Source organism: Paenibacillus campi, from assembly GCF_034659835.1.
Lineage (GTDB): Bacteria > Bacillota > Bacilli > Paenibacillales > Paenibacillaceae > Saccharibacillus > Saccharibacillus campi.
In genome coordinates this window covers 714895-739810 of the sequence record NZ_JAXSQZ010000001.1, presented here as the reverse complement: position 1 = coordinate 739810, position 24916 = coordinate 714895, and the positions used below count along the sequence as shown (strand labels likewise).

The 24916-nt window shown below is 46.7% G+C and carries 23 protein-coding genes; 4 read left to right on the top strand and 19 right to left on the bottom strand.

Annotation, left to right across the window (positions count from 1 at the left end):
* Positions 1 to 974 precede the first annotated feature (974 nt).
* The gene (locus U1I11_RS02895; protein ID WP_322903645.1) at positions 975 to 2177 is read right to left on the bottom strand and encodes an MFS transporter; all 1203 of its coding nucleotides are present in this window, start codon (positions 2175 to 2177) and stop codon (positions 975 to 977) included.
* Positions 2178 to 2303: 126 nt separating this feature from the next.
* On the opposite strand from U1I11_RS02895, the gene U1I11_RS02890 reads away from it, so the two are divergent.
* Positions 2304 to 2948, top strand: a complete 645-nt coding sequence (locus tag U1I11_RS02890) for a DUF1349 domain-containing protein (protein WP_416235580.1) — start codon at positions 2304 to 2306, stop codon at positions 2946 to 2948.
* Positions 2949 to 3438: 490 nt separating this feature from the next.
* Complete coding sequence (locus U1I11_RS02885) at positions 3439 to 3924, top strand: YhjD family protein (protein WP_322903643.1); 486 nt, start codon at positions 3439 to 3441, stop codon at positions 3922 to 3924.
* A gap of 635 nt (positions 3925 to 4559) precedes the next feature.
* Here the strand turns inward: U1I11_RS02885 and U1I11_RS02880 are convergent.
* The 16 genes from U1I11_RS02880 to U1I11_RS02805 form a co-directional block, all read right to left on the bottom strand.
* Positions 4560 to 4820, bottom strand: a complete 261-nt coding sequence (locus U1I11_RS02880) for a hypothetical protein (RefSeq protein ID WP_322903641.1) — start codon at positions 4818 to 4820, stop codon at positions 4560 to 4562.
* Positions 4821 to 5076: 256 nt separating this feature from the next.
* Complete coding sequence (locus tag U1I11_RS02875; protein ID WP_322903640.1) at positions 5077 to 5406, bottom strand: hypothetical protein; 330 nt, start codon at positions 5404 to 5406, stop codon at positions 5077 to 5079.
* Positions 5407 to 5682: 276 nt separating this feature from the next.
* Positions 5683 to 6252 carry a xanthine phosphoribosyltransferase gene (locus U1I11_RS02870; protein ID WP_322904475.1) on the bottom strand — a complete coding sequence of 190 codons (570 nt, stop codon included), beginning with the start codon at positions 6250 to 6252 and terminating at the stop codon, positions 5683 to 5685.
* Positions 6253 to 6459: 207 nt separating this feature from the next.
* Positions 6460 to 7641: a glycosyltransferase family 4 protein gene (locus U1I11_RS02865; protein ID WP_322903639.1), complete on the bottom strand. Its 1182-nt coding sequence runs from the start codon at positions 7639 to 7641 to the stop codon at positions 6460 to 6462.
* Positions 7642 to 7970: 329 nt separating this feature from the next.
* Positions 7971 to 8792 (bottom strand): Cof-type HAD-IIB family hydrolase, encoded by an 822-nt coding sequence (locus U1I11_RS02860; protein WP_322903638.1) that lies wholly within the window; start codon positions 8790 to 8792, stop codon positions 7971 to 7973.
* Positions 8793 to 8863: 71 nt separating this feature from the next.
* The gene (locus U1I11_RS02855; protein ID WP_322903637.1) at positions 8864 to 9619 is read right to left on the bottom strand and encodes a pseudouridine synthase; all 756 of its coding nucleotides are present in this window, start codon (positions 9617 to 9619) and stop codon (positions 8864 to 8866) included.
* A gap of 3 nt (positions 9620 to 9622) precedes the next feature.
* On the bottom strand, positions 9623 to 11338 hold the full coding sequence (locus U1I11_RS02850) for an RsmB/NOP family class I SAM-dependent RNA methyltransferase (RefSeq protein WP_322903636.1): 1716 nt from the start codon (positions 11336 to 11338) through the stop codon (positions 9623 to 9625).
* Between the two features lie 380 nt (positions 11339 to 11718).
* Positions 11719 to 12207 carry a DUF309 domain-containing protein gene (locus tag U1I11_RS02845; RefSeq protein ID WP_322903635.1) on the bottom strand — a complete coding sequence of 163 codons (489 nt, stop codon included), beginning with the start codon at positions 12205 to 12207 and terminating at the stop codon, positions 11719 to 11721.
* Positions 12197 to 13015 carry a GTP diphosphokinase gene (gene yjbM, locus U1I11_RS02840; protein ID WP_322903633.1) on the bottom strand — a complete coding sequence of 273 codons (819 nt, stop codon included), beginning with the start codon at positions 13013 to 13015 and terminating at the stop codon, positions 12197 to 12199. Before yjbM ends, U1I11_RS02845 begins: the two co-directional genes overlap by 11 nt.
* A gap of 56 nt (positions 13016 to 13071) precedes the next feature.
* Positions 13072 to 14166, bottom strand: a complete 1095-nt coding sequence (locus U1I11_RS02835; RefSeq protein WP_322903631.1) for a quinone-dependent dihydroorotate dehydrogenase — start codon at positions 14164 to 14166, stop codon at positions 13072 to 13074.
* Between the two features lie 206 nt (positions 14167 to 14372).
* Complete coding sequence (locus U1I11_RS02830; protein WP_322903629.1) at positions 14373 to 15791, bottom strand: L,D-transpeptidase; 1419 nt, start codon at positions 15789 to 15791, stop codon at positions 14373 to 14375.
* A gap of 377 nt (positions 15792 to 16168) precedes the next feature.
* Positions 16169 to 16405: a ferredoxin gene (locus U1I11_RS02825; RefSeq protein WP_322903627.1), complete on the bottom strand. Its 237-nt coding sequence runs from the start codon at positions 16403 to 16405 to the stop codon at positions 16169 to 16171.
* A gap of 259 nt (positions 16406 to 16664) precedes the next feature.
* A complete protein-coding gene (locus U1I11_RS02820) occupies positions 16665 to 17963 on the bottom strand; it encodes a DNA polymerase IV (protein ID WP_322903625.1) in 1299 nt (432 codons plus the stop codon).
* 187 nt (positions 17964 to 18150) lie between these two features.
* Positions 18151 to 18582, bottom strand: coding sequence for a hypothetical protein (locus tag U1I11_RS02815; protein ID WP_322903623.1), 432 nt, complete (start codon positions 18580 to 18582; stop codon positions 18151 to 18153).
* 93 nt (positions 18583 to 18675) lie between these two features.
* The gene (locus U1I11_RS02810) at positions 18676 to 19041 is read right to left on the bottom strand and encodes a hypothetical protein (protein ID WP_322903621.1); all 366 of its coding nucleotides are present in this window, start codon (positions 19039 to 19041) and stop codon (positions 18676 to 18678) included.
* 216 nt (positions 19042 to 19257) lie between these two features.
* Positions 19258 to 19818 (bottom strand): Imm50 family immunity protein, encoded by a 561-nt coding sequence (locus U1I11_RS02805; RefSeq protein ID WP_322903620.1) that lies wholly within the window; start codon positions 19816 to 19818, stop codon positions 19258 to 19260.
* Between the two features lie 283 nt (positions 19819 to 20101).
* On the opposite strand from U1I11_RS02805, the gene cimA reads away from it, so the two are divergent.
* Positions 20102 to 21721 carry a citramalate synthase gene (gene cimA / locus U1I11_RS02800; RefSeq protein WP_322903618.1) on the top strand — a complete coding sequence of 540 codons (1620 nt, stop codon included), beginning with the start codon at positions 20102 to 20104 and terminating at the stop codon, positions 21719 to 21721.
* A gap of 382 nt (positions 21722 to 22103) precedes the next feature.
* A complete protein-coding gene (locus U1I11_RS02795) occupies positions 22104 to 22697 on the top strand; it encodes a Mov34/MPN/PAD-1 family protein (protein ID WP_322903616.1) in 594 nt (197 codons plus the stop codon).
* Between the two features lie 409 nt (positions 22698 to 23106).
* On the opposite strand, the gene U1I11_RS02790 is transcribed toward U1I11_RS02795, so the two are convergent.
* Together U1I11_RS02790 and U1I11_RS02785 are read right to left on the bottom strand one after the other, a co-directional pair.
* Positions 23107 to 23838, bottom strand: coding sequence for an exonuclease domain-containing protein (locus U1I11_RS02790; protein ID WP_322903614.1), 732 nt, complete (start codon positions 23836 to 23838; stop codon positions 23107 to 23109).
* Positions 23835 to 24908 (bottom strand): DUF294 nucleotidyltransferase-like domain-containing protein, encoded by a 1074-nt coding sequence (locus U1I11_RS02785; protein WP_322903611.1) that lies wholly within the window; start codon positions 24906 to 24908, stop codon positions 23835 to 23837. Before U1I11_RS02785 ends, U1I11_RS02790 begins: the two co-directional genes overlap by 4 nt.
* Between the last annotated feature and the right edge of the window lie 8 nt (positions 24909 to 24916).

Sequence of the window (24916 nt, the reverse complement as noted above, 5' to 3'; positions counted from 1 at the left end):
GCATTCCGTTTGCTTGCCTGCCCCTTATGACATGTACTACACCCTATCCGTTTGTCCGCCTTGACAAACGGTTGTGACTTTCCGGCTTCGCCTACTTGCAGACAGAGAATAACAGCTAATTTATTAATATTTTTGACGCAAACACGATATTTATTATATAGGTTGATCTTATTAACACCTTATTATAAGAACTATTTTCATCTAACACCACAAACATCATACGATGCTATGATCATCTTGTGATACGTATCTATGCATGTCGTTATGCCCGCTTGCACTGAATGGAAATTGCTGCATCTTCTCTGTCTACTCATCTACATACGCTCATTGGCAGGATACATACGCTCCCAGGCAAAACTGCCATCCGTACGTCTCCTGTTCCTACTGCATGATCATCTGCCAATTCCCTTTCCGGCTATTCTATAACCGAAAAGGCAGGCACCACCTCCTTCAAGCTGAAATCGACACGTACAACCGATAACTATGACTACAACGCATTGATTTGGATCGTGTACGCAAACTCGTAGGCGCAAGCAGCACTTCACTACAGGAAGGAAATAAAGAGTAAGGACGACATCTAGTAAGCTGTCTCAAGTGAAAATTGTGTTCCAACATGCCTTAAACTATTTATACTCAAGCGATAATTAGATCGACAGACTGTAAATGTACTTAACACAATGTGCAATGAAAAAGGGGGTTGCGTAGCAAAAGACCATACTTCTTTGAGACTAGCAATCTACCTTCTCTCCTATTCCGTAACTTCCTAGTCGAGGCGAGAATCCCCGCCTATTCCGCACCACAGTCGATGATGCCCTAACCAATCAAGTTTGCGTACTGTCCTAGTCGGCTGACCAGCTTACATTCAGTGTCTCATTCACTCTACCTTATGAAAATACACTGGAATTGTAGCAGGACAACATCGCTGCTCTGCACGAGCAAACTACTTATTTAACGCGGTCAGCCTACTAGCTCGCTCAATACTTCGATTCCATCCCTGCACGTACCGCAGTCCGATTCGTCGGCAACTGTTGTACGAGCACAAGACTAATCAGCAACACAAACGCAAACAGTGCAAAAATCCACAATGTCGGTCCGACCGACCAATGATCCATACTCCAACCGATCAAATATTGCAGCACCGAACCGCCGATCCCGCCAGCTGCAATCAGCGTACTCGTCGTTCGTTCCACCATGCCAGGCATTAGCGTATTGGCAAATACGAGCGCGATCGAGAACAGACCCGAAATGCAAAAGCCAACTCCGAAAATAAGCACATACATCATAACCGGGCTGGAAAAGAGCGCCAGCGCAATAATGAGCAGCATTGAAGCGATCGTGCTGCCAATTAGAAACGGCGCATAACTCATCGATTCCGCCATCCGTCCGACAAACAACCGTCCAATCGTAATCGCTCCCCAGAAAAAGGTAACACTAAGCGAAGCCGCCGCATCGCTAATATGAATACTTTCGATCAAAATCGAAGGTAGAAAATTCATCATACCTAATTCGATGCCCATATAAACAAAGAAAAATAACACAAAGATCGATAATAACTTCAATTGTCCACTTTGATATTTAGGCTTCGCCGCCGCTGCTGTCGTATCCGTGTTCATCTGATCCTGATGCAAATGCGCCGAGCTGTCCGCAGGCATTCGCATCCAGAACAACAACAACACCAATGTGGACAATGCGACCGTATAAAACGACAGATGCCATACACCGAGATAAATATACAAACTTGCCAGCGCCGGCAACAGCATCGAGCCGACACCAAAATACACATCCAGCTTTGTCATCGCTACCGCCTTCTGCTCCTCGGCAAATTCAATCGTAAATGCGCCGATCGAAGATTCGATAATACCGGAGCCAAAACCGACGAAGATCGTCATCATTACCATCCAGCCCCACGCAGGCATCGTGCCCATAACTGCATATGCCAGCGTAATCGCAGTTAAAGCGATCAAAAGCAAGCGTTTACGTCCGATGCCTGCCGACAGTGAAGGCGAGATTAACACCCCGGCAAGAAAACCGATAAACTGCAAAAACAGCAGCGTACCACCATCGCTATAACTGCGCTGATAATGCGGCAAAATGACCGGCAATAGTGCACCAAGCATAACGCTCGTAATCCCAATCAAAAAATAAAACGCACAACTCAACCTAAAAATTCGTTTCATGTCCACCTTCACCTTCCCATAATTATGTTTAGAAGCTTGATATTTCCAGTCAATTTCAACATAATGAATGAGCGCACAGCCCCAATGGTGCTGCTGCCCACAATAAACGTATGCAAAGGAGCAACTATGATGACGAACGTGCTGGAAAATTTCACTGAAACGACATTAGACGAACGACTGCAATGGCACTCCCCACCGGAAAACTGGTCGATCAGCTCGCAAAAACAGGTGCTCACCTTCAAGCCGCTAGCAGAAACCGATTTTTGGCAAAAAACGCATTACGGCTTTCGGGTCGATAACGGGCATTTTCTCTTTGCCAAAGTGCAGGGCGATTTTCAAATGACGACACGCGTCCGTACATACCCGGTACATCAATATGATCAAGCCGGGCTGATGGTTCGCTTTTCCGATCGTTGCTGGCTGAAAACATCGGTTGAATTTGAAACCGATGGACATGCCAAGCTCGGTGCAGTAGTGACGAACAATGGTTATTCCGACTGGTCGACACAAAACTTCCAGGCAGGCTTTACAGAGCTAATGTTCCGCATTACCCGTGTTGCTGGTGATTACACGATTGAATACGCAGAGCCGACAGATGATAACGCATCAGAACCGGCATGGCAGCAAATGAGAATTGCGCATCTGTTCGATGATGTGAATGATCAGACTCCTTTCCAATGTGGTGTGTATGCATGCTGTCCACAAGGACATGGTTGCGAAGTGGAGTTTGATTTTCTCCATATCGTACAACTAGACATGCCCACCAAATAATCCTATCATTTAATTTTATGTATATTAATTATATATATTACAATTATTAACTATAATCGCTTTTATAGTGACGTTCAATGTAAAATTTACGTCAATTTTTACATGTGAAACTTGTTTAATACTCACTTGTTAACAGTTTACGTGGAATAATATGGAAGACAGAAGCTTGTTGCTACGATTATTTGATGCCATTGTATGTGCACATCCATTTATCTATATGTTAGCTTTATATTAAAACCGAAAACAGGAGCAACTGCGAGCTTGTTCGTCGTTGCTCCTGTTTGTTTATCACGTTTATACGTCGGCAGCAACATACTAAAATAAGATACACATCCATATCATTGCTCCACAAATTGTATGCAAAATACCGCTACCATCGCACACATATTTTTGGATATTTTTATACATAATGCTTGCCAATATCCCCCATGTTCGCTATAATGAGAACATAAGTTCCCGAAACATCCGTTCCTATAAGGTGGTGAAATGAATGGCTGTCTTTTTATCTGCAGAAGAACGTTCCCTAGTAAAAAGCTATTTGCTGCTAACTTATATTCAGAAGAAATTCGATCATGATGCCCGTATGATGAAGCATCAGGACGCTTTTGATAGTCCCGCATTGTATATGGAAATTATCCAGGGTGGTATTGATCGTACCAATTTGTTATTGTCCGAAGTACGACGTGATTTGCGCAGACATCAAATCCGCCTATATGAAGTCGATCGATCCGAACATGATGTACAAGCGCAAATCCTGTGCAAGGGCCATCATGGAACCTTTCACATTCCTGCCGACGAGTTTTATCACGAAGCATCTGCACGTATGCGCGCATACGTTGGCTTAAGCACAAACGTTACGACTACAGCGTCAACGCATACGGATGATCAATCCGAAACGCCTGCTTTCTCCCCTACACGTGTAAACAAATCGACACGTTATGCAGGCAATTATGCACCTTATCGTACCGGCGCATAATGAACTAAAATATACAGCTATAGTGCTGGATACAATCATGCTGTTTATCGTTCAGCGCTCCCGAATGAGTTGAGTCGATATCGTTTAAGCGATAGAAATGATCTGTTAGCCTATGTTTTGCCCAATTGATGTTTGCCTCTGTCTCTGCTAAACGTCCTTTGTTTACACAAACCGGCTTTATAAATAGATCGTTAGCTTCACCCTCATAAGCAAGGCGACGTATATCATAATCAGCAGCTAAACGATACCAATATGTAAATTTTGCAGCTTTGTCCCTTTTCTGAATCTAGAAATCGCGATTATCCCCCTATAATTGCGATTTCCCCACTTACGACGATATGAGGACTTTGGCAGAGACAGTTTGAGCATATGTAGCCTAGTTCATACACCGTGAACAGTCCCCAATAGCTACGCCAAAAAGACCTTGAACCGCAAACAGCGGAGACAAGGTCTTTTGCTTGTGTTTCTTTTTGTGCTTCTTTTCGTGTTTCTTTTTATATCTTATATTTCTTGTTGCATATCGATGCTTTCGATGATTAGCGCCATCGTAGTCATCACTACTCATCACTACTCATCACTACTTGTCACTACTCATCACTACTTGTCACTACTCATCACTACTTGTCACTTTAGCACTACGATTCATCTGTGATTGATTCATCGGGATTAGCTATCATTTGTTCATCTAACGGGCTACGGCGCGGCTCTTTGGACGGTTGAATGATATAATGACGGCTTAACTTGACCACATTCCGATTCGGACGGCGAATGAGCACATACTCATCATCCCAAGCGATCACAATACCGCGCACATCATTGTCGCGAATATCATCGCGTACGACACGTACCTTTTCACCGGACAGACGATAGGCGTCCAGTTGTTCTTCACTAATCATCTCAATTGCTCCTTTCCAGCTGTGCAATCCAGCCTATCGATTGCCATTCGTATAACCGTTCGGTAGGCGTAGGCATCGGTATGGCTGTCTTATGAACAGCTATATGAATATACGTTTGCATGACCGTATAATCTCACCGTTGTCTCATCCGATCATAACCTCATCCCTACCGCAGATGTTAACGATCAAAAAAAGACCTAAATGAATGATCATTTAGGTCTTGTTAAAGCAAATGGAATGATGATCCAAAATATGATTAACGCTGTGCATGCTCTTTGGAATCGTTTTTCTCGAACCAATAATCAAGCACTTTAGCGGACATCACACGCTCATTGACGTACTCTACCTGATGATTCGAAAATTGCGGCTCCCAGGCGAAGTCCAGCTCTTGACACAAATTCACAATAGTCAGCAATTCAGACCATGCTACATAACGTTTGTACCAAAAGAACTGAGGATGTTCAATCATATAGGGATACAGGTCATCAAATTCAGTGTGCTTGCAATCCAAAGCACGTTCGAAGTGTACTTTTGCGTCAGCCAGTTTGTTCAGGAAAAATTGTTCAGTGATCGGCTCTTTGCTCATTAGTCTGCCTCCCCTCCCTAACATATCTTTATTATAAGACAACGGGACCCCATTTGGAAAGAAAATATCGTATTTTGGTAAAATCCGTGTAAGCTTATCCAAGTCTAGTGTCGGATCATGGGGTTATATTTACACTATCGGTCACATCTACTTATATCATAAGACAAACCGAAATAAAATGCATAAATAATTTTAAAATATCATTTTACAATCGATGTGTACGAGATGGTTGACAGCGTTCATGCCTGGAGCGATGCAGAGCGCTTGCCTTATCGCTTACGCAAATGTAATTTTGCCATCGTCCAGTGAAGCGATTTTGACGAGCGAATCGAGACGAATGCCTTGTTCACGAATCGCATTCGCACCATTTTGGAAGCATTTTTCAATGACGATGCCGACGCCGACGAGCGTTGCACCGGAACGCTGAATAATTTTGACCAGCCCGCGTGCCGCATCACCATTAGCGATAATGTCATCGATAAACAAAATGCGATCATGTTCGGTCACAAATTGTTTGGACAGCAAAATATCGGTCACAATACCTTTCGTAAACGACGGCACACGCTCAACGAGTGCATCCGGATCAGCAAGCAGCGTCTTTTTACGGCGTGCAAATACGAGCGGTACACCGAGTTCGAGCGCGGTTGCAAATGCAACCGGAATGCCTGACGATTCGACGGTCACAACGCGTGTAATACGTTCACCTTCATACAGACGTGCAAATTCTTTCCCCATGCTCATCATCAGCTGCGGATCAACCTGCTGATTAAGCAATGCGTCCAGCTTTAGTACATCACTTGATAATACGGTTGCTTCTTCCAAAATACGTTGTTTTAATTGTTCCATCATCCGTCCTCCATCATTCATATCGGTCGAGTCCAAGCATGTTATCAGCTGCGTTGCAATTGCTTCTGTTAGTGCGTGCGTCTTTGTATAGGTGTATGTTGTCATCCTACGCGCTGTTGCTTGGACTGGCTACGTCTTACATCACATTTTGATGTATTCGTCGCTTGTGTAGCATTTCCTGCCATTGTGTATCATTATAGGTTGTACTTACGTTTCGCCTTCTAATTGCGGTGCCGCCATATCCGTCATCCGGGTCGTTGGCTGTTCAGGCACAAATTCCAGATACAGCTTTTTCAGCTCGTTTACTACATGTCCGAGCGAATAATGCGTTTTTGCTTTTTCCCAGCCAGTACGCGCTAGTTCATAACGATAGGCAGGATCGGCAATGACTTTTTCCAACGCTTCTGCTAGCAATTGCTCGTGATCCGGCGGCACGAGTAGACCGTTTACGCCGTCCTCAATCTGCTCGGCAATACCGCCTACATCCGTACCAACGAGCGCCAGCCAGCATAATGCTGCCTCCGCAAACACTGAACCAAACGCCTCCGCTCGTGACGGCAATACAAAAATATCGAAAAATGGCATAAATTCTTCAGGATGAAGCGTATACCCGTAAAAGATCGTATCCTCATAAATGCCAAGCTCACGCGCCATATTTTCCAGTTCGGTGCGACTTGGTCCATCTCCGATAATATGCAGTACATACGCATGTCCATGCTGCTTCAAAATCGCGCACGCTTTAAGCAATGTATCCAGCCCTTTTGCCGGTACAAGGCGACAAACGGTCATCAGTTGAGGCACTTCATTTTCATGTGGAATCGGTTTGAAACGCTTCTCGTCAAAACCGTTCGGCAATACGATAATGCGTTCCGCATACTCCACATAAGGTGCCAGATAACTTTTAAACGATTGCGAAACCGTCATTAAGCGATCGGTTTTCAGCTCCAACTCGCGATAAAGTGAGATTAGAAACTGCTGTTCGCTGCTGCCTGCCTGTATTTTGCCGTTTAAGATGAGCTCGCGTTCATAGCTGGAGTGAATCGTCTGAATGATCGGTGTGTGCGGAAACACTTCACGCATGACCAATCCGACTAGCGGATGATGGGAATGAATCAGATCGTACGGTTTAGTTAGCCTGAGCTTTGCCCACCAGCGATAGTCACGATACGTTTGAATGTATTTTTGTACAATCGGACTTTCTCCGTAAATCGTCCAGTCAAATGTTTCAAATACGACATCATCTTTGCCTTTGTTGCGAATACGCTTAGGCAAAGAAAATAACTCCATCTCCCAGCGCGCCGAACTAAAGCGCTCCTGCAAATATGGAATCATCGATGATACGCCCCCCGGTTGTTCAGGAGGAAAAAACAGTGCCTGCAACAATCTCAAAAATATTCCTCCTTCCTGTCAGTTCATTGTCCGATTGAACGGCAATCGGTACACACGTCTGAGCTTTCTACTACACGATTGTATCATGGATTGGCGCAGACCAACATAACAAAACCGCTCAAAAATCGAGCGGCACTACTGTAATGTATCATTTGTCGTTGCATTGTCTGCCATCAGCGGTCTTTCAGGTTGTATGATTTGCATATGTAGCCTAACTGCTGTCACCTGTCAGACAGCTATACGACAGTGGGAAGCACTGATGTTGTATTGATTGGTGACATGCTGATTTACGTTCACATCTGGTGTGTGATTGAAATAGCCTGCTATGTTCACACAGACACATCGCAATATTTTTTTAGCATATGATATACGCCGTCTTCGTTATTCGACAATGTGATCTCGTCTGCGGCTGCTTTCACATCAAGCGGCGAGTTGTCGACCGCAATCCCCAGCCCGGCATAACGAATCATCGACAGATCATTGTAATAATTACCGATCGCCATAATATGCTCGGGTGCGATGCCTTTTTGCTGAGCGAATGCTTGTAGAGCAGTGCCTTTGGATGCGTCTAGATGCATCAGATCGATAAAAAATTCACCGCTGCGCTGTACATTAAATGTCGGCGTCCACAGACTCCAATCCGCATATGCTGCATCAAGCTGATCCGGCTGTGCAAATACGCTTAGCTTGAGTACCGGTTCGCTCAATTCACTCCAATGCGGTAACAGTCGCGGCTGCATATTAAAGCCTTGAAACTGAGCGTACATATCCTGTGCTGCCGCCTGCATATTTTCAAGCGAATCGACATAAATGTCATAGGCGGTATTCACATCAAAATGCAGCTCATGGCTACGGCAATAGCTAATATAGCTGTCCAATGCCGCTCCATCAAGTGGAAACTGATGCACAATTTTGCCTGTGCCGGTATGAACGGTTGCCGCACCATTATGCACGATCACATGCCCATCTTCATGCAAGCCGAGCTGCTTCATATAAGGAATCGAGTTAGTCGGCGTGCGCCCGGTGCAAAATACAATCTCCACGCCGCGCCCGGCAAGCTCTTGCAGCGCAGCCGCTGTACGTGGCAAAATATGATGATCATCGGTTAACAATGTACCGTCCATATCCAGTGCAATCAATTGATAGTGCATCGTTCCATCTCCATTCTTTATTGTGCTTCTTTCTTTATTACACTTCCTGCTTGATAAGACTTCTCGCTTGCTTATACTTCTTCGCTGCGACCGAGCAGCTCCAGCTCGATCGCGGTTAATTCACGGTAATGTCCAAGCGGCAAGCCTGGATCAAGCTCCAATGCGCCCATCGAAACACGCTGCAAATAAATCACCTTTTTCCCAACCGCTTCAAACATGCGTTTGACTTGGTGAAACTTGCCTTCCGAAATCGTCAACCGAATTTGTGACACCGTACCGTCCGCTGTGTGCGAGGAGCCGGTAATTTCCAATGCGGCAGGCATCGTCATATAACCGTCATCCAATGTGACCCCTTCTTTAAAGCGCTCCACATCATGCTCATTCACATCGCCCAGCACATCCGCTACGTACGTTTTGGGTACGTGCTTGCGTGGCGACAACAGTTCATGGGCAAGCTGACCGTCATTTGTGAGCAGCAACAGCCCTTCGGTATCTTTATCCAGTCGTCCTACCGGAAACGGCTCAAACACCCGATACTCCTCATCAAGCAAATCAATTACCGTGCGATCGCGGCGGTCTTCGGTTGCCGAAATAACGCCTTGTGGCTTGTTGAGCATAACATAAATATATTCACGATAATCGACACGCTGTCCATCAAATTCAAGCTCGCTTTGCTGCGGATCAACTTGTAAACCGCTGTCTTTGACGGTTTGTCCGTCTACACGAATGCGCCCTTGCTTAACTGCACGCTTTAGTTCACTGCGTGTGCCATAACCAAGATTGCCGAGTATTTTATCGATTCGTTGTTTTTTGCTCGTTGTTGCCATCGTCTACATCCATCTCCATCCTGCCGGGTATTCATTTTTCAAATTGCCATCTTGTTGCCATTTGCCCCAGCCAACCGAATAGCCGTCAATACAAACAAGCACTATACCTTTTGCGGTTACGCCGGGATCACAATCGATCCGCTGTTCATCAATGATGAGCGTCTGTCCTTTTAAATAGGCGATTGCTTCCGTCGAATCAAGCGCCAAATTCAGGCGCCGCTTCGCTTCGGCTGGAAGTAACGCTGTCGCGAGCGCATGACTTGCCGCCAAACGTCCATGTTTGAACGAGCCGATATACCAGCCAGGGCGAATCACTTTCAATCCTTGCAAACGCTGTTCAGCAATTGGCGACAAATACAAATTGTTACCGTAAGCGATCATATAACGCGGATTAGCAGACTGCTCGTCATTCAAATTCACATTTAACTCCTGTGCGCTAAATTGCTGCCAAGCGAGTATGCCATCTTGCAACTCATCCGCCGGATGAGCAGCCGTTCGAGCCGACTGTCCTTTTTTGCCATACCCTTTGCCATCTGAACGGCGAGCGGCTGCTTTATCGTCATAACCGTCTCGACTACTAGACTTGCCGTTCTGCGCTTTGTCTGCTCGTGCCGACTTGTCACGGCGCACACGTCCGCTCGCTTGCGCTTGTCGTTGCTGTCCATATGCTGCTGCATCATTCGCTTCTGCAGATGTAGCGATCGCAATTGAGCGATCGCTGCTACGGATGCCTGTATGATCAAGCACAGCAAGATAATGACCTTCCCCTTCAATATGATGCGGCCATAAACGCACCGTATTGCTAGTTTGCGCGATGGCTGCGGCAGATAAAGGCTGATCAGCCGCAGCCATTTCATTTAATACGGAGCGTCCTGCAGCGATTTCTTGCTCAACTAATGCTGCCCACTGACTTTGCCCAGGCTGAAAATGTTGGCTGCCTACCGGAATCGTCGCCTTAAACTGTTGATGTTGATCGAGAAAAACAGCGATGCTGCGTTCATTTTCCTCCGGTGCAAATGTACATGTTGAATAGACGATCCGTCCGCCAGGGGCAAGCATACGTGCTACGGTTTGCAAAATATCCCGCTGCATAATCGAGCAACGTTCCACTGAATGATGTAGCCATTGCCGTGCCGCATCTTCATCTTTGCGGAACATGCCTTCGCCTGAGCATGGGGCATCCACCAGTATTTTATCAAAAAAGCCTGCAAACCGCGTTGCGATTCGATCCGGTGTCTCGTTTAGTACGATCGCATTACGCACACCGTATCGCTCTAAATTTTTGCCTAGCGCTCGAATGCGCTCACCGCTTAGATCATTAGTAACGAGCAAGCCTTGCCCTTGCAGCGCAGCAGCGATTTGCGTCGATTTGCCGCCGGGTGCTGCACACAGATCAAGTACACGATCACCTGGCTGCACTTGTAACGCTTCTACTGGACTCATCGCACTTGGTTCCTGAATATAATATAACCCGGCATAATAATACGGATGCTTGCCCGGACGTTCTTCATTGTTGACATAATACCCTGTTTCACACCACGGAATCGGACGCAACTGGAATGGAGTTTTGCGCTGAAACTGTTCATTTCTTATTTTTAATGTATTCACACGCAAGCCTGCACGCGGAGACTGCTCATAGCTCTGGATAAAAGATTCATATTCCCCTTCCAGTAATTGCTTCATACGCGCCAGAAATTGCGAAGGTAACTGTACAGCCATATTCAATAATGCTCCTTTTGTATCAAAATCGGATTGCTCCGCATCGTGTAGCTGCATTGATCCACACGTTATTATGTTCACGCCGTCTATCGCTGGATGGACACTATCACTACACTACATACAATAGCAATTGTTCATATGCCAACTTTTTACTGACAACAATCATAATCTATTGTCGCTAAACTATGACAACACAAAGCTACTGTTGCCAGTAGGACAGCATATAGTTTAGCACACTCCACGCTTTTTCGGTCCCTTCAAATCAAAAAGCCTGCCGCAATCGGCAAGCTTTTTGGCAATGATGGGCTTGTTGCAACAATCGTATCGGTAAATCCAAACTCATCTTTATCGATATACGACATTGGATGACTACGATTATGTCAATCCGGTCGCCATTCTTTTGCTTTTGGCCCACGTTCATAGCCAGTGCGCAGCGGCAGATGAGGTGCCAGCTTTTTGCAGCCTGCTTTCACTTCTTTGCGCAGTAGCGGATCGGTAATGCAAATATCGAGCGGATAAAAGTCAAACGGCTCATGCTCATATCGCTCCAAACGTGCAATGTATTGCCGCACATCCGCAAGCAACCGCTCCATATCGATCCCAAGCGCATGATGTGAACAGGCATTTAGCTTATGCAAACTGCTGTTCAACATTTTGATCGCACCAAGACGTTTATTGTACATCGAGTTGACCGTTCCGTTGCGAAAATGAAACAGCCCGACCGCTACTTGTAACAATCCCTTATATACCGGTTCCCTGTCCTTTTCCAGCCACAGTTCTTCCAAAACTTCATGACATTCAAAATAATCACGATCCCGGTTGAAATAGACTAGATAGGCGATATACAGCGGGTGGAATTCATGACTCATCTTGTTCTTCTTCAATCATACGAGCGCCGGATTTGCGCATTTTGCGTACCGCTTCCCCAAGCTGCTGCAAACCCGCAAAGTCTTGCTTTTCCCATAATTCATTGAACTTTTGCTGACTTTCCAGCGCTTCGGTAATTTTGTGCAGGAAGTATAGACGATGGATATCTTTTAATACCCGCTGCACGAGATTCGCCTCATCTTCAAAACTTTTTTGCGCGTCGAGAATATCCTCGCGAATGCTGGACATTTCGTTATCCAAAATCATTGCCGCCTCGGCTGCCGTTTTCAGACGATCCCGAATCGGCGTCGGCAAGCTTTGACGATATTTATAATTAAGCGAATGTTCAATCGTTGCCCAGAAATTCATCGCCAGGGTACGAATCTGAATTTCGGCAAGTACGATTTTTTGACCGAATGCGGTTTGTACCGGATATTCGGCAATCATATGGAAGCTGCGATACCCGCTATCCTTAAAGTTGGTCACATAATCTTTTTCATAAAGAACGGTCAAATCCTTGCGTGCACGAATATATTGTGCAACCCAGCGAATATCCTCCACAAACTGGCACATGATTCGGATGCCTGCGATATCCTCAATTCCGGTGTCAAACTGATCCATTGGTACATCCAGACGCTTCGCTTTATCCAAAATGCTGGATATTTTTTTGACGCGTCCAGTAACAAATTCGATCGGTGCGTATTCTTCTCTCTTTTTTAATTCGGCGCGCATCGTTTTGAATTTTACTTTCAATTCTTCAACCGCTTGTTCGTAGGGAAGCAAGAATAACTCCCAGTCTCTATCATCCATCTTCATGCCTCCTCATGTATGACCTGTTTCTTTTAACATGTTGAAAAGGCTGCCTGTCAGCGGTGAGCTGCTCCGACCGCCTCGGAAATATGTGCGAATCCGTCGCGTTGCATCAGCTCACGGATTCCGTTATGAAGCCGCCTTGTAATCTGCGGGCCTTCATAAATGAATGATGTATAAATTTCCACCAGGCTGGAGCCTGCCTTGATTTTATCATATGCATCTTCGCTCGAAAAAATGCCGCCGCAACCGATGATCGGCAACTTGCCTTCGGTCTGGCGATATACACGGGAAATAATCTCGGTGGAGCGCTCGGTCAATGGGCGTCCACTCAAACCGCCAGTCTCACCAGCGCTATCATGGGTTAGTCCATCACGGGACAGCGTTGTATTCGTAGCGATAATACCCGCCGCACCGCTCTGACGAATCGTTTCCACCATATATTCCAGTTCGGCATCACTCACATCAGGTGCGATTTTTACGAGTACGGATTTGGCGATACCGTGATTTCTAGCCTGTGCATCCATCTCCTGCATCACCTCAGCGAGCAACTCTTTCAGCTCATTGCCATGTTGCAGATTACGCAGGTCCGGTGTGTTCGGAGAGCTAATATTGACGACAAAAAAATCGGCATACGTGTATAGCTCGCTAATGCACGCTTTGTAATCGTTCGCCGCTTGTTCATTCGGGGTCACTTTGTTTTTGCCGATATTGATCGCTAACGGGATCGGATGATCGACCAGATGACGCAAACGATCCGCCATCGCCCATGCGCCTTCATTGTTAAAGCCCATCCGATTAATGAGCGCCCGATCTGATGGCAAACGAAACAAACGCGGCTGGTCATTGCCTGGCTGTGGCTTCGGCGTCACCGTGCCGACTTCCATAAAACCAAATCCGGACGCGGACAAGCCAGCTACCGCTTGGGCATTTTTGTCCAGACCAGCAGCCAAGCCGACCGGGCCGGGAAACGTAAGCCCGAACAATTCCGTTGTCATATCCGGTGTACTATGGATGCCATACATCGACTGCATAGCAGTAAGGGTACCGGGAATGCGCACGCCCGCGCCTAGCCCTCCGATCACCAGATGATGCGCTTTTTCCGGGTCCATCCGAAACAATACAGGCTTGAAAAGATTACGGTATAACAAATTCCATTCACTCCGTTCCTGGCATAGGCATAAAGCCATGATGCATAGCGTTGTGCAAGGTTCCTCAAGGCTCCATGCAAGATGACTCTCTATTCTAGTTTATCCTGTTCTTTCACAAAAGAAAAGCGATCTTCTCGTTTTGAGAAGACCGCCTATTCGTGCAGCTATCGCTTATATGCACATCTCCGGCAAGAGCGGCGATCGTCCTAATGAAGCCAGTGGTACGTACGGCTCGGATCGGTTTGATCTTGTTGCGGTTTTTTGTCCGAAACATAGCGTTTGGACGGGATTTGTGTCTCATCAGGCAGCACATCGCTAGCGATCGTTACTTTTGTACCGAGTGGCGCCATATCGAACAGCTCCTCGATATCGTCCTTATTCATCCGTACACAGCCGAGCGATTCATCCGCACCGATGCTATTCGGCTCATTCGTGCCATGAATCGCATAATTCGTATCGGATAATTGCATCCCACGACTGCCAAATTCACCGCTCGATTTGCCATTCGGATTCATAACCTTAATCGATAAATGAAACACGCCTTCCGGCGTTTTTGTGCCGCCAAGTCCAACCGGATAATTGCGCAGCAGCTTTGTACCGCTAACTAAGCCAAGCCGATGCCTTTTTTTATCGACAATGATTTCCAGTGGCTCGCTAAAATAAGGCCGATTGCCAAGCGTGCTTGCAAACAGCTTCTGCATCTCACCACTAAAGCCATTTTCGGGCATCGCTTGCGTATGATCAAGCGGATACGGCTGCAATGTACGAAACGATTGATCCATCGTCTCTGTCGTACCGGACAACCAATTGGACGGAAACGATTGATCAAGCTGCATCAACCCTGCCGGCAATTGCCCACGCGCTGCTTTAAAGCTCGCCAGTGCGGTTTGCATGACAGCAAGCTGTTCCTGCTGCTGCATCCATTCCGCTGCAGCGGCAGCACGAATGCCCGAAGCTGCTGGTTGACAGCGACATGCCGCCGCATTATAAGACTGCACTTGTACTTGCGCTGGCATTTCTGCCGCCTCCATCGTATACGCAACCGGCAATACATGTTTCCACAATTCCCAGTTACCGGATTTTTCCATGCCAAGTATAGCTACACGTTCCGGCTCGGTGCCGTTCGATTGCTGTGCCATATATAGCGCCAATCCGTTGCCTGCGGCAGTGCTACCACCTGAAGCGGCGGTGAAGCTAAGTGGCGCATGATAAGCTGGCAGCTGGACAGTTTGTTGGACACCGTTATTGCCTCCATTTACAGCGCTATTCGTTGCCGCCCCAGGTGCCGCATCCATAGCGATCTGATCGCTGGCTGCGGGCAAACCGACCGAGCGCATCATAAACAGAAACAGCAGCACGAGTCCAAACCAGACCAAACGCCGTTTGTGCACTTTACGCTCGCGCGCATGCCCCATCTCCATCACTTTCGCTTCGTAATCTTTCAGCACTTCCGCCGGAATTTGGCTTTGCTCAAACGCCTCGTATACATCACCGGCGCGATTATAACAATAATTGGCTTTACCAATCTGTCCGTCGGCATCATACTCTTTGCCAAGCAAATACCAACCCATACGATTGTCAGGATGCATTTTCACATAACGTTTTAAATAAAGTAAGTTTTTCATCACACTTCCGGATACTCGCTCCGGCTCCCCTTTCCCGGACTTCGCAGCCGTATGATTATGTATACTTGTTTGACTGCAATACCGGTTTTTTGGTCGTGATGCCCCGATTCACGCCAAAAAAACCTATATTCCTTTTTATCGGTCAAAAGAAGCCATTTCTCGATAGAACAACTATAGGGCTGTTGAATCAAATTGTATCACTACGTTCATACTTTATTTGCGGAAATGTGAAATGGAAAACGTGTAAAATGCACTATTTCGCCGGTAAACGATGATTTTATATACTATAATTGCAAAAAAGCACCATACTGGCTCTCGCCAACATAGTGCTTTTGCGCGTTTAATACATCAAATTTGCGCATAAACGCATACCGATCTTATTCGGCATGCGGCTCATCAGCAATTTGAATCGAATCGGTCGGGCAACCATCACAAGCATCCAGCATATCTTCATGCATATCTTCCGGAATCGCTGTTACGCCACGGTTGCTGTCGCCGCCAAAAATCACTTCGGCAAGACCTTCATCATCGTAGTCGTAGATGTCAGGTGCAGTCGCGCCACACGCACCGCAAGCGATGCATGTATCTTTATCAACCCAAGTATATTTGCTCATCGTATATCCTCCTATCATTACGTTCCAGTTGTCTATTTATAGGACACCAGTTTGTACAGATATTCAAAATATAATACAAAGCCTCAACAATTTCAAATAAAATCCACTTGACGCATGCTTCATTGCCGATCTGTCTGTCACACAATGATCATGAAATGAAAGCCGTGATATGTCCTTTTTACCCTTACCCATATGCTGTTAAACGCCGTCAGCCTACCAACAGAGCAAGCATAAGGCACCTTACGAGCGTCCAATCTGCCTACTGCTCTGTCTCATCCTGTTGAAAACGTCGCCCATCTTTCTGCAACGATGTTCCACGCAGTTTATGATTGCGAATAAGCGCCGACGGATCATTGCCGAGCATGCCGGCGGTCAGTACGGCACTTTCTCCAAATTTGTCGCGCAACTGGTCGATCACTTCGTTTAACTGTTCCTTTTGTGGCTGACGTTCATAATCAAACAGATCGAGCTGAATCGCCGCTTCACTGCGTGGTAACAAATTTTGCAATGTCACACCGAGCAAGCGGACTGCACCTTTATGATGCCAGTGCCGAATGTATAACTCGCAGGCTTCATAATACACTTCCTCCGCCGTCTCGGTCGGAATTGGCAATGCACGCGAGCGCGTAATCGTCTTCATATCCGGTGTGCGGATCGTAATCTGTATCGTGTGCGCCATCAGTTTCTGCCTACGCATCCGCCGACACACCTGATCGCTTAAGTTGAGCATAACGCGCTTAATATCTTCCAGTTGCTCAATATCGGCTGGCAATGTGGTCGTATGACCGATCGACTTGCTCTGCTCATGATCCGGCTCCACCAATGAATGATCGATACCGTTCGCTGCCTGTTTGAGCCAGCTGCCCATCACACCAAACCGCGCTTTCAAACGCGCTTCATCTGCGACCGCTAGCTGACCGAGCGTACGTATGCCCATTTCACGCAGCTTGGCAGCTGTTTTTTGCCCGATACCGAACAGCTCTGCACATGGCTGCTCCCAGAGCAGCTTTGGCACATCGCGAATACGCAAGATCGAAATGCCATTAGGCTTTTTCATATCCGATGCCATTTTGGCTAACAGCTTGTTCGGTGCAATCCCTACGGAACACGGCAAATGCAGCTCGTCCCGAATACGGGTTTGCAAGGCATTGGCGATATCGAGCGGCGTGCCAAACTGGCTGGAACCGGTAATATCGAGATAACATTCATCGATCGATGTCGCTTGTAGCAGCGGTGTATAACTGTAAGCGATATTCATAAATGCAGCCGAATATTTACGATACAAATGGAAATCAGGTGCAATTACCGTCAGCCGTGGACATTTTTGCAGCGCTTGACCGACTAACATCCCCGTCTTCACACCCATACGACGCGCTTCATACGAAGCGGTCACGACGATGCCTTTGCGCAGCTCCACACTGCCCGCAACCGCTGTCGGCTTGCCCGCATACTTGTCCGGCTGCTCGGCTGCATGGACGGAACAATAAAAAGCATTCATATCCACATGCAAAATAACCCGTCCACGCGTTGGATAATGACCGCTGGTGTCTTGTTTCATCTGCTCTCCCCCTGTCATCCTCCGACATTTCGCTGACAGCTCTACCGCTTGTATCGTAAGTTTATATTGTAAGCTTGTATAGTGATGATCCACATTATCGTCATACGCCAAAATACATCTATGTAGCGAATATACGTTCTGTTTTATTATAAAAAAAGAACAGCCATTTGACAATGACCATTCCGTTCTATTGCGCACCCAGCGCATGTAATTCCAACGTGTACATGCGGCAAACGATCTCAAACACATCATCATACGTAAACAATATAAAATGACGTAACCGTTGCAGCTCAGCTTTGCCTTGCTGCCTGGCGTTGTCCAGCAGTGTGGAATGACGATATTCCAACCAGTTAGACGGATAAGCTGACTGTGACTGTACACTCTGTACATCATCACCATACAAATCCAGCTCTACCACGTTAAAATAGTACACCCCTTCCAAGCGGAGCGTATACATTATAAAATCATCCGACTTTGCATCGCTGCCCAGTGCCCCATTAAATTCACCTGTTAATGTGACCGTACGCCGTTCCAGCTCATAATCCAGCTTATCCACATAAATCGCATCACGCCCATACATATAACCAAGTGGCGTCCGTACCGCGTCCATATCGTTCAACTGCTCCTCCCATTCATTCCTTTGCCGTTAGGTTGGCTCGTTCGTTGGTTGACCGTTTCGTTCGCTAGCTTATTCGTTCACATTGCCGCACCATTACAATTCCTCGCGCACCGTACCCGGTAGAAACTGCTTCAGCACATCATCCACAACAGCAAGCAGCGGCTGCACGAGCGAACCACCGATATGACAAAGGATATACACATACCGCTCGCCCGCTACCGTTCCTTCCAGCTCGCCACGCGAATATTTCAGCGAAATTTCCAGCACTTCCGGCCACCGATCATACTGCTGAAGCACAGTAAGCTGATGATGATGATACACAATCCGATACGTCTCATCATTGCCAAAAGCAAACACCAACCGCGAATGCAGCATATCAAGCAGCCATTCCGCCTGCTTGCCGTCTGACGCTGTGTTAGTGTTAGTATGACCGATCCGTATTCCATATTCCAGCCCCATAAGCAGCTCCCCTGTTTCACCATTTCTATGTACAAGTATTAAATGCTCAGCAGATCATAATCAATCAAACGCTGCCGATTAAGCAGTTCAACATCTTGGTGAAAATGTCCAAACTACTATCGATCATACTTTAGCTTATGCTGAATCTGCTGCAAATAATCATGCCCCTCCTTTATATCATCGTCGATTAACGCTGCTAGAGCGGCACCAAACCGCTCACCGTTCCACTAGCTCTGCCTTAATTTTCCCGCAAAAGAAACTGCCTGACAATCCCTGTGCCGCTTCAATATCGACGACCAGATCGGTTACCTCATAGCGGAAATCCATTTGTGCAATCACATTCAAACGCGCATCTGGCGGCGAGAATTCCACATCAGACGCCTCCAAAAACGTCAGTTTTACCGCTTGTGTTAGCGCTGGATCAGCCAGCTCTACCGTCAACTGTACCCGTTCTTTGCCAATGTCATAATCGGTAATGATCGCCTGTTCAAAGTCCGGAAAATAACCTAACTGTTCAACAACCGCCGCACTGCCTTCAATCGAAAGCAGCGGTGAAAAAGCAAGCTGAATGATCGCCTTCTGTCCCCATTGCAATTCATCTTCATTAATATGCAGCGTAATACGCTCTCGATCCAGTTCCCGCACACTACCGACGACATAATCACCCGCCTGCACCATCACGATATCATGCAAATCAAACGGCAATGGCTGTTCCAATGTATAGTCGATCGTATAGTGATTGCCTTGCTGTTCTACACGTTTAATTCCGATTTCCATGGTCATAATCCTCCAACAGTTCATATTTGTGTTGTTCCATTGTACCAGAACATCATGATACAGCCTATGCGATCGCCAATGAAACAAACGCAATCAGCGCATCCATTTGTGCGTCATGCACAAACAAACAATGTATTTTTACGGTATTTTCCGGTAAAATTACCGTATACCTCACATAGCCGAAAATGCTATAATAATCAATTATACTCAGGTTTCATCTGTTATCGACAACGATAAATGAGTGTTTATGAATCTTGGTCCAATCAAAGGGGGATTCCACATCATGTCCAAATCCATCTCAATTTTCGATACGACGCTGCGAGACGGTACACAGGGGGAAGGTATCAGTCTGTCGGCAGACGACAAATTGAAAATTGCGCGCAAGCTTGATGAGCTTGGTGTGCATTATATCGAAGGCGGTATTCCGGGCAGTAACGGTAAAGATATCGAATTTTTCAAACGTGTTCAACAGCTCCATCTGAATGCGAAAATTACCGCTTTTGGCAGTACACGCCGTAAAGGTAGCACCGCACAAGAGGACGCCAACTTAAAACGGATTGTCGAATCCGGTGCACAGGCAGCCACATTGGTGGGCAAATCGTGGGATTTCCATGTGCATACTGCATTGCAAACGACGCTGGAGGAAAATTTGGCGATGATTGCTGACTCAATCGCCTATTTGAAGCAGCAACAGTTGGAGCTGATCTTTGATGCAGAGCACTTTTTTGACGGCTATAAAAATAATCCGGAATACGCCGTATCCGTACTGCGTGCAGCACGAGAAGCTGGAGCGGACTGGCTGACGCTATGTGATACGAATGGTGGTACTTTGCCACATGAAGTGTATGAGATCGTATCCAGACTAGTGATCGAGCTGGAAGGCGCATCGATCGGTATTCATACGCACAATGATTGTGAGCTGGCGGTTGCGAATACGCTTAGCGCTGTACAGGCAGGCGCACGCCAAGTACAAGGTACGATGAACGGTTATGGCGAGCGTTGCGGCAATGCCAATCTGTGCTCGATCATTCCCAATTTGCAGTTAAAGCTGGATTATACATGTATTTCCGAGGCACAAATTGCCCAGCTGACCAACACGGCGCGCTATGTAAGCGAGATTGCTAATGTGCATATGCCGATCAACCAGCCATATGTTGGCAATGCCGCATTTGCGCATAAAGGTGGCATTCACGTCTCTGCCATTTTGCGTGATTCGCGTACGTATGAACATATCGAACCAGAGCGTGTCGGCAACAAACAGCGTATCCTCGTCTCCGAGCTTGCCGGACAGAGCAATATTTTGTCCAAAGCCAAAGAAATGAATTTGGAGCTGAACCCTGAAAACGAAGAAACAAAACAAATTATCGGCAAAATCAAAGATTTGGAACATCAAGGTTATCAGTTTGAAGGTGCTGATGCTTCACTCGAACTGTTGCTGCGCGAAGCGAATGGGGAGCTAAGCGAGCTGTTCGTATTTGAATCATTTAAAATGCTCGTTGAGAAAAATGCGGGCGCTGCCGTTGTATCAGAAGCGTTTGTCAAACTGCGCATCGGTGGTCAAAGCATTTATACGGCGGCAGAAGGCAATGGCCCGGTCAATGCGCTTGATAATGCATTGCGCAAAGCGCTAGTAGAGCATTATCCAAGCTTGCGTGAAATGCATCTGTCTGACTATAAAGTGCGTGTGCTCGATGAAACCGATGCAACGGCATCCAAAGTACGCGTGCTGATCGAATCGCAAAATGTGCATGACACGTGGAGCACAGTCGGCGTATCCGCCAACGTGATCGAAGCGAGCTGGGAAGCGCTAGTGGACAGTATTCGTTATGCCCTGCTCGGACAGCAATTGCCTATACAAGGTCAATCCGTCACTTCAGGCAAACAAGGCATCGTCAATCACTGATAATATAAGCTGTAGCGAACTGGCATTGAACTGGCATTATAGTATATTCAAATGATCAAGCTCGTCATAGGAGCAGTCGACACGATTACGTTTCCAATGACTCAAATGACATGAACAGCAAACGATAGTTTATAAACAGCGAACGATAGTCTAATAAACCCAAACCGCGGCGAAGGGCAGCTCGCAGCATACGAGTTTGCGTATACGATACGCCCTAACACACGCTAGTTAATATTCCACCAATACGATTACAGTAGCCCAGTTCCTTTGTAAGACAGGAACTGGGCTACTGTATGTAGCAGCGTACACTACGACCGTATTTATGCCAAAAAAAGAGACTCCCCGTTCGCCGGAGAGCCTTAATAGAGAGAGGGTAATACACTTGGCAAACAGCCCACATCCGTTCGAGCAAACGGTCATTCAGATTGCCGCCGCTGTTGTACAAAAGCTGAACGACCATATGAAATGTTCCCCTTCCACCGAAGTATGCGGCATACTGCTTGGTAAAAAAGCAGCGGGCGGTACGCAGATTCACTCCTACCGGAGACTGCGTAACGTCGCACCTGACCCGCTGCATCATTTCCAGTTGCATCCGTCTGACTGGATAAAGTGCTGCTATGAGCAACACGAGCTAATCGGTCTGTTCCATTCCCATCCGTACACTGCACCCGTGCCGTCACAGGAAGATATCGAGCGTCTGTCCGACTTTGCCGGGCTGATTTCCGTATATGTTATCGGCAGTCCGCCTACAGCATATGCAGCGCCTGGAATTGGACTAAATGAGCCGCTGCTGCCTACAGCTACTAGTCGATACTCCAGCGATCCATCTTTAGCCAGCGATCACAATGTGCTAGACGACCATTCCAATAACATTCGTGCTTACAATGTAATTCGTCAATATGAGCCGGGCGCACCTGACGCTGCGCCACAGCTATCACGATATGATTTGTTGTCTGTACCGCTTATTTCCTATTAAGGCTGTATAAACGAGTATATAGACTTGTTTACATCACCGTTTTGAATTTTTGTGATATCGTGTTTGATCCAGGTTCTATATAGTTCTCCATGTTCTATTATAGAAGTATATGTGTATGTGCCGCGTAAAAGAATTGGAATGACCTATTTTCCACAGCAAACGATAACCGATCATCCGACTTGCAGCCGATAAATGTGGCGCTGCTGCTATGTGTTAGTCCACTGATTGTCTATATGTTAAATTGCTAGAAGAGGTGTCCGCCGATTCGCGGATGCTTTTGCGCAGTCGTGGATGCCCAAGCATATCACGGTCGCAAACAAACGGAAAAGCGGATAAAGCGTCTAAGCTGCTAGTATTGCTATAATAGACAATCATTGACTACCCTATGTTCAATAGGAACAACTAACGACTAAAAATTACTTAATTGCGAATACAATTCCTCCAGCGTATCCACTTGCTTGTGACGCATGAGACGAAGATATTCCTGCCATAACCCAGCAGTCATTTTTGCATCTTCCAGCGCATGATGTCTGACCGTCACAGGAATATTTGCCTCCTCCAGCACCTCGTCTAATCCGTAACTACCAAGTGAAGGCTTGAGCCATCTGGCGATCATCATCGTATCCAGTATGCGGTGGGTTAATTGAATTTTGGACGTTTTCCATAGTGCAGCATTCAGAAAAGCTTTGTCATGCCCTGTACCGTGCGCAATCAATACCGAGCTGCCCGCAAATGCCATAAAATCATGTAACCCGTCGATTAATGATGGTGCGCCTTCGATCATTTCCTGGGTAATACCAGTTAGCACCGAAATATTGTCCGGTACAGTCACCTTAGAATTAACGAGCGTATAAAATTCCTCTTTGACCTCACTGCCTACTAGTTTCACCGCACCAAAAGACAAAATCTCATCCCCATGCTGAGGATGAAACCCCGTCGTTTCCAAATCGAAAACGACGGTTTCCAGCCTGCTCAGTGGATAATGCAGCACCTCTGGACGACGCTGCTCACGCGACAGTGAACGTATAAAAGCCATCTGCTGCGCAGACGGTGCACCAAATACCGAAGCGATCGCCGATGGAACACCACCACTGCGCAAACTCCGCCAAAATCCGCTACTAGCTTTTGCAGGTTCTTTCATAAGCGTCTCCTTTCCAGAAAGCGCAATTGTCTTTGCAGTTCACGATGCGCTTTTTTGACAATGCCCAAACTTTCTCTAAGTTCATGGAAAAATGGCTTTTGCCGCCAATCTTTTTGCAGCATAAATCCGGTGCTCACATATAGCCCATCATCTTCTTGAACCGGTGTCGAATTACGCATCCGCAGCGCCGTCAAAAACGCCTCCTGCATCATTTCCAGCAACGCTAGCGAGGCAGCTTCCAACTGAATGAGCCGTTCCAGCCGTTTTAAAGTAGACGATTCATAAATCCCATTTTGAATCGCCAAAAAACGTGCAGCGTTCACAAGCGGAATATAAATTCCATATTTTACATCAAAATCACCGGCATGTTCACCAAACCGCTCTGGCACAATCTGCCCCAACACATTTAATGTCGCTTTATGGCGTACCGTATTGCGTAAAATTGCCGCCGACATCGCTGGTGTTTCTTGCAGACTGGCATAAAAATACGTCTGCCAACGTTCAGCCAGTTCGCGATCGCCTGCCATATGACGCATATCGGAAGCAATAATCCAATTACGCACCGGCTCCCAACTTAATTCCTCGCGCCAGCTGTCTAGTTGCTGTTGCCATGCCTGCAATGTTTTGCGCCACATCGGTTCGGAGCACATCACTTTCCCTTGGCATTTCTCATACCCGACCTGCTCCAAAATATCCGCCAAACGACTGCCGAAGACTGCGAAATAACGATCTTTTTGCTCGTGCTGTTCATCACTTATGATCAAGCCATTATCCTGATCACTCCAAAGTGTTTGCTCACATCTTCCTGCGCTGCCAAAAACAATAAAAGAATATGCAACAGGAGGCGAACCGTAGCCCGCCTCAACTAATTGTTGCTCACATATTGTTACTGCCTGCCGCATGATCCTGTCATGCATATCGTTGACGACCGCCACCCATTCACAAATATCGCTTTCGTGAAGCTGGGCGTACAACTGCTGCTGGATCATACTACGTTTGGCTTTAAGTGATTCCGGACAAACGGCATCTGTCAGCTCAAGCAAGGGAAGATTGAGAGAAGTCTTTTTCATCGGCTTCA

What these genes read in the sequence shown, in the direction of transcription:
- U1I11_RS02895 (WP_322903645.1), bottom strand. Translation starts at nt 2,177, where the DNA reads ATGAAACGAATTTTTAGGTTGAGTTGTGCGTTTTATTTTTTGATTGGG.
- U1I11_RS02890 (WP_416235580.1), top strand. Translation starts at nt 2,304, where the DNA reads ATGATGACGAACGTGCTGGAAAATTTCACTGAAACGACATTAGACGAA.
- U1I11_RS02885 (WP_322903643.1), top strand. Translation starts at nt 3,439, where the DNA reads ATGGCTGTCTTTTTATCTGCAGAAGAACGTTCCCTAGTAAAAAGCTAT.
- U1I11_RS02880 (WP_322903641.1), bottom strand. Translation starts at nt 4,820, where the DNA reads ATGATTAGTGAAGAACAACTGGACGCCTATCGTCTGTCCGGTGAAAAG.
- U1I11_RS02875 (WP_322903640.1), bottom strand. Translation starts at nt 5,406, where the DNA reads ATGAGCAAAGAGCCGATCACTGAACAATTTTTCCTGAACAAACTGGCT.
- U1I11_RS02870 (WP_322904475.1), bottom strand. Translation starts at nt 6,252, where the DNA reads ATGGAACAATTAAAACAACGTATTTTGGAAGAAGCAACCGTATTATCA.
- U1I11_RS02860 (WP_322903638.1), bottom strand. Translation starts at nt 8,792, where the DNA reads ATGCACTATCAATTGATTGCACTGGATATGGACGGTACATTGTTAACC.
- U1I11_RS02855 (WP_322903637.1), bottom strand. Translation starts at nt 9,619, where the DNA reads ATGGCAACAACGAGCAAAAAACAACGAATCGATAAAATACTCGGCAAT.
- U1I11_RS02850 (WP_322903636.1), bottom strand. Translation starts at nt 11,338, where the DNA reads ATGGCTGTACAGTTACCTTCGCAATTTCTGGCGCGTATGAAGCAATTA.
- U1I11_RS02845 (WP_322903635.1), bottom strand. Translation starts at nt 12,207, where the DNA reads ATGAGTCATGAATTCCACCCGCTGTATATCGCCTATCTAGTCTATTTC.
- yjbM (WP_322903633.1), bottom strand. Translation starts at nt 13,015, where the DNA reads ATGGATGATAGAGACTGGGAGTTATTCTTGCTTCCCTACGAACAAGCG.
- U1I11_RS02830 (WP_322903629.1), bottom strand. Translation starts at nt 15,791, where the DNA reads ATGAAAAACTTACTTTATTTAAAACGTTATGTGAAAATGCATCCTGAC.
- U1I11_RS02825 (WP_322903627.1), bottom strand. Translation starts at nt 16,405, where the DNA reads ATGAGCAAATATACTTGGGTTGATAAAGATACATGCATCGCTTGCGGT.
- U1I11_RS02820 (WP_322903625.1), bottom strand. Translation starts at nt 17,963, where the DNA reads ATGAAACAAGACACCAGCGGTCATTATCCAACGCGTGGACGGGTTATT.
- U1I11_RS02810 (WP_322903621.1), bottom strand. Translation starts at nt 19,041, where the DNA reads ATGGGGCTGGAATATGGAATACGGATCGGTCATACTAACACTAACACA.
- U1I11_RS02805 (WP_322903620.1), bottom strand. Translation starts at nt 19,818, where the DNA reads ATGGAAATCGGAATTAAACGTGTAGAACAGCAAGGCAATCACTATACG.
- cimA (WP_322903618.1), top strand. Translation starts at nt 20,102, where the DNA reads ATGTCCAAATCCATCTCAATTTTCGATACGACGCTGCGAGACGGTACA.
- U1I11_RS02790 (WP_322903614.1), bottom strand. Translation starts at nt 23,838, where the DNA reads ATGAAAGAACCTGCAAAAGCTAGTAGCGGATTTTGGCGGAGTTTGCGC.
- U1I11_RS02785 (WP_322903611.1), bottom strand. Translation starts at nt 24,908, where the DNA reads ATGAAAAAGACTTCTCTCAATCTTCCCTTGCTTGAGCTGACAGATGCC.